This is a genomic window from Streptomyces sp. NPDC041124 (assembly GCF_055592385.1).
In genome coordinates, this window is the sequence record NZ_JBVIYR010000005.1 from 439,009 (window position 1) to 451,159 (window position 12,151).

Here is a 12,151-nt window from a genome sequence, read left to right on the forward strand (position 1 = left end):
CTCTGAGGGTTCAGAGTATGACCGCGAACGGCCCGCGAGGCCATCCTGTGGACACATGCCTGGGGTAGGGTCCGCCTTAGCCCGCGCTGTCCCCTTCGCAGCAGTCCGAAACCGCCATGGCACCGGACCTCTGGTCCCCTTTGGACCGGGGACAAGCCGGTGTCCATGGAAGGAGACATCAGCACGATGAACGCACAAATGTTCGCCGAGCGAGGACCGGTCCCCGGACCCGCGCGGCGTCGACGGCTCACCCCGCTCGCGGCGATCGACCCGCGTGACGCCGCCAGAACGGCGGCCCGAGTCGGGGAGGCCGGCGGTCGCCGCCCCGCGAAACCGGTGACGTTCGACTCGGCGCTCTGAGACCCGCGCGGCACTCGGACCGGGCGCTCGGGATCCACACGACGTACGGCGGGTCACGACCGGCAGCCACCGGACGCGACCCGTTCGCCCTCCAACCCGCCGGAAATCCCGTCCCCTCGACATCACGGGGCAGGAGAATCGACGGGAATTGGAGAGAGACTGACGGCTCGCGATAGTCTGTCGTAAATGAGAGACCCCGCGGGCACTCCGCTCCGGCAACTGGTACTCAAAATTCACAGCCGCTGTGATCTGGCGTGCGATCACTGCTACGTATATGAGCACGCGGACCAGAGCTGGAAAGCACGGCCCGTGGTCATCGCCGAGGAAACGGTCGCACAGACCGCCCGAAGGCTCGCGGATTACGCCCGGTTACACGCTCTGGACTCGGTCACCGTGATCCTCCACGGTGGTGAACCCCTGCTCGCGGGCCCTGCCCGGATCCACGCCATCTGCTCCGAACTCAGCGCCACCGTGGGCGCGGTCACCGCGCTGGATCTGCGCATTCACACCAACGGCTTACAACTGGGCAGACGTCACCTGGACGTGTTCAGGGAATTCGACGTCCGGGTGGGCATCTCACTCGACGGCGACCGTGTCGCCAACGACCGGCACCGCCTCGACCGCCGCGGCCGCAGCAGCCACGAGCGGGTCCTGCGCGCCATCGGCCTGCTGCGGACTCCCGCATACCAGCACCTGTTCGGCGGCCTGTTGTGCACCGTGGACGTCGCCAACGACCCCGTAGCCGTCCACGACGCGCTCACCGCGCTGGACCCCCCTCGGATCGACTACCTCCTGCCCCACTCCACCTGGGACAACCCGCCACCCGCCGGCTCGCCCGGCTCCGACTCCCCGGTCCCGTACGCCGACTGGCTGCTGGCGGTCTTCGACCGCTGGCAGGAGCAGGGCCGGAAGGTACCCGTCAGGACCTTCGACTCGGTGCTGAGCACACTGCGCGGCGGCCCCAGCCTGACCGAGGCCATGGGACTGGCGCCCTCCGACCTGGCCGTCGTGGAGACGGACGGCGCCTTCGAGCAGGCCGACTCGCTGAAGGCCGCCTACGACGGCGCCCCCGCCACCGGATACGATGTCTTCCGGCACGGCTTCGACGAGTTCTCCGGCCACCCGGGCGTCCAGGCCCGCAGGCTCGGCCTCCAAGGCGTCGCCGCAGCGTGCAGGCGCTGCCCGGTCGTCACGTCCTGCGGAGGCGGCCTCTACGCGCACCGGTACAGCAGTGAGCGGATGTTCGACAATCCGTCGGTCTTCTGTGCCGATCTGCGTGCCCTGGTCGAGGGCATCGCGGAGCGGATCACCGAACGCGCCCTGTTCCCGGGCGTCAGGGACGCGACCGAGCTGCGCTTCGCCCAGCTCGGACAGGACCGCGAACTGCTCGTCCACACCGGTGAACGGCTGGCCGGACGCACGGACTGGGACGGGGCCTGGCAGGCCCTGCTCCGGCTGGACGCCGACGAGGGGAGCGCCGTCGCCCTCGACCGGGTCATGTCCAACAGCCACCTGCGCGCCTCGCTGAGGCACGCCCCGTCCGACGACGCTCTCATCGCCCGCGTCGCCGCCGCCGCGGTCGCCACCGCCGTTCACGCCCGTGTACCCCTGCGCCTGTCCTGGGACCAGCGGGACACCACACTGCACCTCCCGACGCTCGGCACCCTGTCCCTCACCGCCCCCGGTCACGTCGACGTCACCGTCCACGGACGGCAGTTCACCGTCCGCACGCCCGGCGGCACCGACCTCACGGTGGACGAGGAGCGACACGCACCCCGATGGCGGCCGTCCGCCTTCGTCGACGTGAAGGCCCCCGGGCCGCTGCTCGTCGACGACGCCGACCCCTGGCGCACCCGTTTCGGCGCCGCCGTCACCGATCCGCTGGAGCCGTCCGCCCTGACCGCGTTCGGGGAGCGTCTGCGCACTGCCCACCGGATCCTCGCCGAGCGCGAGCCAGGACGGCCGGGCGACCGCGACGCGCTGCGCGCCGACGCCGTCACCCCCCTCGCCGCCGGCGCCGGAGTGCGGCTCGACACCGATGGATACGGCGCCCTGGGTGTGGCCGTCGATGCTCAACCCGCGCACATCGCCGTCGCGTTGCCGCTGCTCGGCCGACGAGCCCGGCTCGCCGGCCTGCGGCGGGTGACGGACCTCAACGTTCCGGGCACCCCGGCCGGGCACCTGATCACCGAAGCCGTCGAGGCGCTCGACGACACCACCCGGCACGCGAGCGGAACACCCGGGGCGGCAGCGGCCGGGGAGCGGGCGGAGCGGGCCTTCACCGAGCTGTCCGGACCGGCGGCCCGCGACCTGACCGGAACCGGGGCCGCCCTGGTGGCCGAACTGCGCGCCGAGTGGGCCGCACGGAGGGACGGGTGTGGTGCCTGAGGCCGGCGGACTCCACGCGGCCCTCGGCGCACTGGGCATCCGCCGCGGAGGCGTCCTCATGGTGCACGCCTCGCTCCGGGGCACCGGTACGGCCCCCGAGCGGGTGCGTGACGCACTGCTCGGGGCGCTCGGTCCCCACGGCACCCTGATCGTGCCCGCCTTCACCCCGGAGAACTCCAGGACCTCGCGCGCCCACCGAGCCCTCGTGGCGGGCCTGGACGAGGAACAGGCGCGCGCCTTCCGGGAGGACATGCTCCCCTTCAGGCCGGCCACCACCCCCTGCCCGACGATGGGCGCCCTCGCCGAGTGCGTACGGACCACACCCGGTGCCGTCCGCAGCGCCCACCCGCAGACCTCGCTGGCCGGACTGGGGCCCCGGGCGGCGGAACTTCTCGACGGGCACCATCCTCACTGTCACCTCGGCGAGCGCTCCCCACTGGCCCGTCTGTACGAGGCGGACGCACAAGTCCTGCTGCTGCGCGTGGGGTTCGAGGTGTGCAGCGCACTCCACCTCGCCGAGTACCGGATGACACCACCGCCACCCCACCGCACCTACCGGTGCGTCGTCGGGGAACGGGGCAACTGGATCTCGTACGAGGACGCCGCCCTGGACGACAGCGACTTCGCGGAGGTCGGACAGCGGCTTCCGAGTGATCTCCTCGTACGGCGGGAATGGTCGGGACGAACGGTCCTGCTGTTCCGGATGCGGCCCGTCGTCGACGAGGCGACAAGTCAACTGCCCACGATCCGTTCGACGATTGGCGTGAAACACACGGTCCGCACGGGGTGGTCGTCGGGCACATTGTTGACTCCGGTCGGGTGACCGCGCGGGCGCGGGTGCGACAACGGGTGGGGGACGGGTTGGACGTACCCGAAAGGGAACGGGACAGGGCTTCGGACGACCAGCCCTATTTCTTCCTCAGCTACGCCCACACACCGCGCGTGGGCCCGGGCGGCGGCGATCCCGACCACTGGGTGCACGTCCTCTACCGGGACCTGTGCAACCACATCATGGCCCTCACCGACCTGCCCGCCGGGGCGCTCGCCGGATTCATGGACCGGGACATGAGCTCCGGCGACGGCTGGCCGCAGAAGCTCAGCGAGAACCTCGCCCGCTGCCGGGTGTTCGTGCCGCTGCTCTCCCCGCGCTACTTCACCAGCGAGATGTGCGGCAGGGAATGGTATGCCTTCCATGAGCGCCAGGTTCGGGTCAAGGCCGTCGACGGACGGGAGATCTCCGCCATCGTCCCTGCCCTGTGGACGCGCGTCGACTACGCCCAACTGCCCGACTCCGTAAGGCACCTGCACCTCGACCACGCCACCTTCGGCGAGCGGTACGCGACCAACGGAATCTACGGGCTGATCAAACTCAGCCGGTTGCGGGACGAGTACGAGGAGACCGTGCTCAGCCTCGCCCAGCGGATCGTCCAGGTCGCCGAGCAGACCCCGCTGCCGGCCAGCAGACCCCGGGACTACGAGCACACGCCGAGCGCCTTCCGGCCACGCGGCGAAGGACCCCGGCGCATCCACCTCACGGTGGCCGCCCCCACCCGGGACACCATCCCGGAGTACCGGGACACCGGCCCGTACGGTGACGATCCACAGGACTGGAACCCCTACCACTCCGAGTCGACGCGGCCGCTGCCCGCGCTCGCCCGGGAGCTGATCCGCTCGCTGGACTACCGGATCACCGTCTCCTCCTTCGACGACGAGGACACCCACCTTCCGGGAGGGGCCGGGGCGGCCCGGGAGGGCAAGGCGGCGGGCCGTCCCGGCATCCTCCTGGTGGACCGCTGGGCGCTGACCGACGACGGCCGGCGGGACCGTCTCGAGGCGTTCGACCGCGCCTCGCTGCCCTGGATCAGCGCCATCGTGCCGTGGAACCGGGCCGACCTGCAGTGCCACGGCGACGAGGGCAGACGGCTGACCGCCGAACTCGAGCGGACCCTGCCCCAGACCCTCGAACGCGGCAGACGCACCGACACCCGCATCGCGGTCAACGGCGTCCCCACCCTGAAGGCCTTCACCGACGTGCTCCCGGCCGTCGTGGCACACACCACCCGGCAGTACCTCAAACACGCCGAGGCCCACCCGCCACCCGGCCCCCACGTCCCCAGACCCCGGCTGACGGGGCCCCTCCAGCCGCCGGACCCGGCAGGCGGACCCGACGACGAAGGAGAAGAATGACGGCCGCGCGGGATGGACGCATCATCACCTTCTACTCGTACAAGGGCGGCACCGGACGCACCATGGCCCTGGCCAACACGGCCTGGATCCTGGCCGCCGGCGGCAAGCGCGTCCTGGCCGTCGACTGGGATCTCGAAGCCCCCGGCCTGCACCGCTTCTTCCACCCCTTCCTCGACCTCAAGGCCCTGGCGGCCACCCCCGGTGTCATCAACATCATCGAGGACTACGCCTGGGCCGCGACCACCGGCACGCACGAGCGGCCCGACGACTGGCACCTTCCCTACGCCCACGTCGAACAGCACGCCCTGTCCATCCGCCCCGAACGCTTCGACCTGCGCTTCCCGGACGGCGGTTCACTGGACTTCCTCTCCGCGGGCCGCCAGGACCGGGCGTACTCGACGACGGTCACCTCCTTCGAGTGGGACAACTTCTACGAACGTCTGGGCGGCGGCAAGTTCCTCAACGCACTGCGTGCCGACATGAAGGCGACCTACGACTACGTCCTGATCGACAGCCGCACCGGATTATCGGACAACGCGGACATCTGCACCATGCAGATGCCGGACGTACTGGTGGACTGCTTCACACTGAGCGATCAGGCCCTGGAGGGCGCCGCGGCCGTGGCCCGTTCCATCGAGGACGGCTACCGTCCGCGCCGCATCCGGGTGCTGCCGGTGCCCATGCGCATCGACGAGGGCGAGAAGGAGAAGGTCGACGCGGGACGGGCCCTGGCCCGCATGCGGTTCGAGGGACTGCCCAAAGGGCCCGACGGGCAGGAACTGTCCGCCCAGGAGAGCAGCGCCTACTGGGGCAACGTGGAGATTCCCTACCGGCCCTACTACGCCTACGAGGAGACCCTCGCCACGGTCGGTGACGAGAGCGGGATCGCCAACTCCCTGCTGTCCGCCTTCGAACGGCTGACCGCCGTCATCTCCGACCGCGAAGTCACCTCCCTCGCACCGATCCCCGAGGCGGTGCGGCTGCGCTGCCGTGACGCCTACCTCCGGCGTCGGCCGGCGGCCGGCGCCGCCGGCTTCCTGGTGACGTACGCAGCGGAGAACCGCACCTGGGCCGACTGGGTCAGGTACCTGCTCAGGCGGGCCGGCTGCGAGGTCACCCTGCACGACATCTCCACCGGGCCGGCCGAACCCGCGAGCCCCGCCACCCGCACCCTGGTGCTGTTGTCGAAGGTCTTCGAGAAGTCCCGCTACGCCGACTCCGTCTGGCGCACCCTCACCGACCCCTCCGCGCACGCCGCGCACCCCCCGGTGATGGCGCTGCGGGTGGACGAGGTCCAACGCCTCCCGGAGGCGTTCGTCGACCTGCACCGGCTCGACGAGGCGGAATGCGTGACCGTCCTGCTGCGCGCCCTCGAACTGCCCTCGCTCACTGTCGAGTCCACGCCCACCGCGCCCCGCTTCCCCGGCAACACACCGGCGATCTGGAACGCTCCGCAGCGCAACACCACGTTCACCGGACGCAACGTGATCCTGGAACGGATCCGTGACCAGCTCGGCGGCACCCCCGGACCGCCGCAGCCCGAAGCACTGTTCGGACTGGGCGGAGTGGGCAAGTCCCAGCTCGCCATCGAGTACGTGCACCGGTTCATGGCCGACTACGACCTGGTGTGGTGGACGTCCGCCGAGCACATCGACGACGTCGTCGCCTCCCTCGCCGAACTGGGTGCCCGCATCGGCGTGCCCGGCGGCGAGGACATCACGCTGGCCTGCCAGGAGACCGTGCAACGGCTGTCGCGCGGACTGCCCACCAAACGCTGGATCCTGGTCTTCGACAACGCCGACGACCCGGCCGGGCTCGCCCCGTACTTCCCCCGCGGCGGCAGCGGGCACATCCTCGTCACCTCCCGCAACCAGGCCTGGTCGCAGCACGGCGCGTCCGAACAGATCGACGTGTTCCTGCGCGAGGAGAGCGTCGAGCACCTGACCCGGCGCAAGGACGGGGGACTGGCCGCCGAGGACGCCGAGCGGGTGGCGGAGGCCGTCGGCGACCTGCCGCTGGCGGTCGAGCAGGCGGCTGCGTGGCTGGCCGAGACGGCCACCCCGATCGAGGACTACCTGCGGCAGCTGGCCCGGCAGACCACCGAGGTGCTCGCCCTCAACCAGCCCTCCGACTACCCCGAGACGGTCGCCGCCACCTGGAACGTGTCGATCGCCCGGATGGAGGAACGCTCACGCGCCGCGGTCCGGCTGCTCCAGCTGTGCGCCTTCCTCGGCCCGGAGCCGATCTCCGCGAAACTGCTCTACCGCAAAGAGATGATGGAGGCGCTCAAACCCTACGACGCCTCCCTCCAGGAGAGCCTGCTCCTCGGCAAGATCGTGCGCGAGATCGGCCGTTTCGCGCTCGCCAAGGTCGACCAGAAGACCGGCAGCATCCAGGTGCACCGTCTGGTGCAGGCCGTGATCCGTTCCCAGATGTCGGATGAGGAACAACGCGAGGCCCGCAAGGTCGTGCACACCGTCCTGGCGGGTGTACGGCCCGACGGTGACGAACCCATCGACGACCCCGAGACCTGGCCCCGGTTCGCCCTCATCTGGCCGCACCTGGCCGCCTCCGACGCCCGCAGCAGCGAGGCCCCCGAGACCCGCAGGCTGCTCATCGACCGCGTCCGCTACCTGTGGAAGCGCGGCGACTTCCCCGCCGCCAAACGGCTCGCGGAGGACCTGCTCCAGCACTGGCTGCCGACCCTGGGCGAGGACGACATCCAGTACCTCTACCTGCGCTGTCAGCTCGCCAACGTCCTGCGGTCGCAGGGGCGTTACGTGGAGGCGCGGGCCATCGACGAAGAGCTGCTGGAACGGCAGACCAGGGTCCTCGGCCCGTCGCACCCGCACACCTACGTCACCATGTCCTCCCTCGCCAGTGACCTCGCCGCGCTGGGCGAGTACCGCAGGGCGGTGGAGCTCGCCGAGCGGGCGCACGGCGGCTTCGGCCAGATCTTCCACGAGTCGCACCGGCGCACCCTCAGCGCGGCCAACAACCTCGCCCTCGCCCTGCGCATGGTGGGCAAGTACGGCGACGCCCGCAGGATCGACCAGGACACCCTGGACCGGCGCATGGACGTCCTGGGACCCGACCACCCCTACACGCTGGCCTCCGCGGAGCGCCTGGGACGTGACCTGAGGGAGGTGGGCCGGTACGCGGAGTCGGTGACGACGCTGGCGAGGGCCTACGACGCCCACAAGCGCATCCTGGGCAAGGAGTTCCCCGGCACGCTGCGCTGCGCCAAGTCGCTGGCGGTGTCGCTGCGCCGGGACGGCCAGCTGGAGGACGCCCACCGGCTGACCGCGGCCACCCGGACCCAGTACCGGGCGCAGTACGAGGCGCCGACACCGGACTCGCTGGCCTGCGACCTGAACATGGCGGCCGACCTGTTCGCGGCGGACGAGCGGGAGGCCGCGCGCGACGTGGCCCTGGAGGCGCTCGCCGAGTACATGAAGGTGCCGGGCGAGGCCCATCCGTACACCCAGGCCGCGTTGAACAACCTCGGCATCTTCCACTGGGGCTGCGGCGACCTGGAGGAGGCCGAGACCGTGTTCCTCAAGGTGCTGTCGAGGATGACGGACGTGCTCGGGGAGGATCACCCGCACACCCTGTTCGCCGGCGTGAACTACTCCAACGTCCTCTATTCACAAGGCCGTGTGGACGAGGCGCGGGTCCGTGAGGAGCGGGAGCTGGCGGCGCTGCGCGTCGTCCTGGGGCATCATCACCCGGAGAGCCTGGCCGTGGCCGCCAACCACTCCCTCACGCTGCGGTCGCTGGGCCGCGAGGCCGAGGGGCGGCTGCTGCGGGACGAGGCGCTCACCGAGCTGCGGCGGCTGCTCGGCGAGGACAACGGCATCACCCGGCTCGTCGTCCGCGAGCAGCGCATCTACCGGGATCTGGAGCCGCTGGCGGTGTGACGCCGCTCAGTCGGCGAGCAGCCAGGTCAGCACCTCGGGCAGCGCGCGCAGGGCGGCGAAGTGGGCCGCGCCTGTTTCCAGCACGGCTGTGGCGCGCGGGATGCGGTCGGCGAGCCAGGCCGAGTGCGAGGCCGGTGAGAAGACGTCCTGCGCACCGTGCCACAGCAGCACGGGCACCCGGATCGAGGAGGGGTCGAATCCCCACGGCCCGGTGATGGCCAGCGCGTCGTCGATCCAGCCGTAGGGCGACGTGCGCAGCGCCTCACGGTAGTTGCGCATCAGCATGGAGCGGACCGTGTTGTCGGAGACGATCAGACGGTCGTCGGCGGTGAGGTCGTCGCGCAGTTCCTCCAGCAGCCGGGCGGGGTTGTCGCGGATCCGTGCGGAGCGCGGGATGATCCCGGCCGCGAACCGTTCCGGATCGGCCACGGCCGTACGGAACTCGGAGACGTTGGACGGGGCCATGCCTTCGAACCAGTTCAGACCCTGCGCGTTCTGCGGTGCGAGACCGACCAGCGCGGCGGCCCTCGTCACCCGGTCGGGCAGCAGCGCCGCACAGGCCAGGGCGTGCGGGGCGCCACCGGAGCGGCCGGCCACCGCGAACCTCTCCAGCTCCAGGGAGTCGGCGACGACGGCCACGTCCTGGACGACGTCCGCGACCCGGCGGCTTGGCCGCCGGTCCGAACCGCCGTAGCCGGGCCGGTCGTAGCTGATGAGGCGGGCACCGCGCTGGTAGAGGAACATCGACCGGGGTCTGGGCCCCACCCGGCTGCCCGGCATGCCGTGCAGGAGGAAGACCGGGCGCCCGTGTGGATCTCCCGATACATCGACCCGTAATCGCCGTCCGTCCGCCGTCCGCACATGGTCGGGCACCGCAGCGCTCCCCCTCCCCGGAACCCCTGGGCGGGGACCCGGCTGCCGGAAATCTGCCCGGGAGCCACCGCACCGAAACGACGGCGCCCGCCGCGTGGTGTGTGCCGGGGCGGTGATGCGGAGGTGAGCGGGACGCACGGACGGCGTCCCTTCCGTCACCGCCCGTTCCGGGGGCCGTAGGGCTGCAGGAGCTGGTCGACGGGTGCGTAGTCGTCGGTGAGCAGGGGGGCGTCGCCGATCCACGACGTCAGGGCGTCGCCGTCGGCGATGCGCCAGCCGGTGTCCCGGGCGTCCAGCGCTTCCTGGACCGCGCGGAGGTCGATCGCCCGGTCGGAGGCCACCACCACCAGGTTTCCTCCCCTGGCGCCGGAGGCGGGGGCGAGCCCGATGTCGGTGGGCTCGCCGAGGAGCGCGACGTGCTCGAAGACAGTGCTCAGCGTGGCCGCTTCGGCGCGTGCGAAGGCGAGATCGCCGTGGTCGATGAGGTTGGCGACGTAGAGGCCGTCCTCGTCCAGCACCCGCCGTACTTCGGTCATCGCCTCGACCGTGGTGAGGTGCCAGGGGACGCTCACGCCGCCGAAGGCGTCGCCGACGACGAGGTCGCGGCCGCCGGCGTCGAGCCGCCGCAGGCCCAGCCTTCCGTCCTCCGTGCGCACGTCCACGCCCGACTGCGGTTCCAGCCCGAGCCGTTCCCGGTCGATGCGCACCACCCCGCCGTCGATCTCCGACACCAGGCTGCGCGTTCCGGGGCGCGTCGACGCGAGGTAGCGGGGGAGGGTGAGCCCGCCACCGCCGAGGTGGTGGGCGGCCAGTGGCTCACCTGCCGGAAAGGCGGAGTCGGCCACCGACGCGATGGCACGCACGTACGCGAATTCCAGGAAGGCCGGGTCCTCGACGTCGACGTAGGAATGACGCACCCCGTCCAGCACCAGGACGCGGCCGCCGTCCCGGTCCGGGTCGGCGACGACCCGCGCGCAGTGGTACCTGGTTTCCGTGTCGCAGCCCCCGGGCGCGACCGTGGTGGCGAAGCCGCCGGCGACCACCACGAGGGTCAGGGCGGGCGTTCCGCTCCAGCCGCGCGTACGCCACTCCACGAGCGCCGAGCCGAGCAGCAGCAGTGTGCCGAGACCGATCAGGATGCTGCTGACCGGCAGCCTCGACAGGAGGACGAAGCCGGTGAAGACGGTGCCGAAGATCGCCCCGACCGTGCCGACACCGGACAGCCTGCCGACGACCGTGCCGGTTTCGGCGAGGCTGGTGAGCCGTAGCTTGGTCGCGATCGGCGTCACCGCGGACAGCAGCGCGCCCGGCACCAGGATGGTCAGCGCCGCGATCAGCAGGAGCAGCGCCGGCGCCCGTTCCGCGATGGTGCGGAGCACGGCGGGGGTCAGTGCGACGACCGCTCCTGAAATGCCGAGTGAGGGGCCCAGGAGCCGAGTTGGGCTGACCTGGTCCGCCACCCGCCCGCCCAGCCAGGAGCCGAGGGCGATCGCCGTGAGCGCGATGCTGATCACCAGGGTGCTGGTCTCGAGGGTGAGGCCGAGATAGGGCGCCAACAACCGCAGGGCGACGATCTCGACGACCAGGACCGCGGCCGAGGACCCGAACACGAGCACGGCGGCCACACGGGGACCCAAGCCGCGGTCACGAGGCGCGCCCTCGGCAACACGGGGGGAAGACGATCCGGTCACGGGCGTCATCCTCGCACGCGGACCGGTCCGTTCGGCGAGGTACAGGCTCATGGCTCCCGAGGTGGACAACCGGACTACGGACGGGCGGGATCCGGGACCAGCCCGTCCGCGACCAGTCCGGCGAGCACGGCCTCGCCGAGGGCGTGGACGGCGGACCGGGGCCGCACCATGACGGTGAACTCCTTGATCCGGCCGTCGTCGTCGAAGTGCAGCAGGTCGATGCCGTGTATCTCCTTGCCGCCCGCCTCGGCGCGGAAGAGCAGCACCGCGGACGGTGCGGTGGTGGCGTCGGTGCTGGTCTGCGCGGTGCCGGTGTAGTGGCCGATGTAGCGGAAGTGCTCGAAAGTCCGCAGCAGGACCCCGAAGAGTCCCCTCACCGCGTCCTTGCCTTCGAAGGGCGTGAACGTGACGGGGCTGTAGAGGCGGACGTCGTCGGTGAACAGGTCGTCCAGGGCCGCGAGGTCCCCGTCGTCGACGGCTGCGCGGAAACGGTCGGAGGTGTTCACGCGTCACCTTTCCATAGTCATCAACCTGAGTAGTCATTTTAATGACTACCACGTTGGCTTGCCGAGTAACAGAGGCGTGCGGGAAGCGCCGTGCCCCTCGGTGGTGCCCCTCTGCTCCATCCGGCGCAATTCGTCCCTCGGCGGCGTCTCCCGACAGGCCCGTACTCCCCCGGGAGGGTCACGGTGGAGTGCCGGAGCGCCGGCGTCACGAAGGGACATGCGAATG

The 12,151-nt window shown here is 71.2% G+C and carries 8 protein-coding genes; 5 read left to right on the forward strand and 3 right to left on the reverse strand.

Annotated features, from left to right (window positions below; all coding sequences use genetic code 11):
• Positions 1 to 186 precede the first annotated feature (186 nt).
• From ACZ6A9_RS16900 to fxsT, 5 genes are all read left to right on the forward strand, one after another.
• A complete protein-coding gene (locus ACZ6A9_RS16900; RefSeq protein WP_468985526.1) occupies positions 187 to 360 on the forward strand; it encodes a hypothetical protein in 174 nt (57 codons plus the stop codon).
• A 186-nt stretch (positions 361 to 546) separates the two neighbouring features.
• On the forward strand, positions 547 to 2,748 hold the full coding sequence (gene fxsBH / locus ACZ6A9_RS16905; protein ID WP_468985529.1) for a radical SAM/SPASM protein FxsBH, inactivated beta-hydroxylase extension form: 2,202 nt from the start codon (positions 547 to 549) through the stop codon (positions 2,746 to 2,748).
• A gap of 58 nt (positions 2,749 to 2,806) precedes the next feature.
• A complete protein-coding gene (locus ACZ6A9_RS16910) occupies positions 2,807 to 3,571 on the forward strand; it encodes an AAC(3) family N-acetyltransferase (RefSeq protein ID WP_468985773.1) in 765 nt (254 codons plus the stop codon).
• Between the two features lie 38 nt (positions 3,572 to 3,609).
• Positions 3,610 to 4,935: a TIR-like protein FxsC gene (locus ACZ6A9_RS16915; RefSeq protein ID WP_468985532.1), complete on the forward strand. Its 1,326-nt coding sequence runs from the start codon at positions 3,610 to 3,612 to the stop codon at positions 4,933 to 4,935.
• Complete coding sequence (gene fxsT / locus ACZ6A9_RS16920; RefSeq protein WP_468985534.1) at positions 4,932 to 8,855, forward strand: FxSxx-COOH system tetratricopeptide repeat protein; 3,924 nt, start codon at positions 4,932 to 4,934, stop codon at positions 8,853 to 8,855. The genes ACZ6A9_RS16915 and fxsT overlap by 4 nt, the downstream gene beginning before the upstream one ends.
• Positions 8,856 to 8,861: 6 nt before the next feature.
• Here fxsT and ACZ6A9_RS16925 read toward each other — a convergent pair whose 3' ends face one another.
• The 3 genes from ACZ6A9_RS16925 to ACZ6A9_RS16935 all read right to left on the reverse strand — a co-directional run bounded on the left by ACZ6A9_RS16925 (position 8,862) and on the right by ACZ6A9_RS16935 (position 11,925).
• A complete protein-coding gene (locus tag ACZ6A9_RS16925) occupies positions 8,862 to 9,728 on the reverse strand; it encodes an alpha/beta fold hydrolase (protein WP_468985537.1) in 867 nt (288 codons plus the stop codon).
• A gap of 155 nt (positions 9,729 to 9,883) precedes the next feature.
• Positions 9,884 to 11,428, reverse strand: coding sequence for a fused MFS/spermidine synthase (locus ACZ6A9_RS16930; protein ID WP_468985776.1), 1,545 nt, complete (start codon positions 11,426 to 11,428; stop codon positions 9,884 to 9,886).
• A gap of 65 nt (positions 11,429 to 11,493) precedes the next feature.
• Positions 11,494 to 11,925, reverse strand: coding sequence for a nuclear transport factor 2 family protein (locus tag ACZ6A9_RS16935; protein ID WP_468985539.1), 432 nt, complete (start codon positions 11,923 to 11,925; stop codon positions 11,494 to 11,496).
• Positions 11,926 to 12,151 lie beyond the last annotated feature (226 nt).

Coding starts and splice junctions, on each gene's coding strand:
- ACZ6A9_RS16900 (WP_468985526.1), top strand. CDS start 187: ATGAACGCACAAATGTTCGCCGAGCGAGGACCGGTCCCCGGACCCGCG.
- fxsBH (WP_468985529.1), top strand. CDS start 547: ATGAGAGACCCCGCGGGCACTCCGCTCCGGCAACTGGTACTCAAAATT.
- ACZ6A9_RS16910 (WP_468985773.1), top strand. CDS start 2,807: ATGGTGCACGCCTCGCTCCGGGGCACCGGTACGGCCCCCGAGCGGGTG.
- fxsT (WP_468985534.1), top strand. CDS start 4,932: ATGACGGCCGCGCGGGATGGACGCATCATCACCTTCTACTCGTACAAG.
- ACZ6A9_RS16930 (WP_468985776.1), bottom strand. CDS start 11,428: ATGACGCCCGTGACCGGATCGTCTTCCCCCCGTGTTGCCGAGGGCGCG.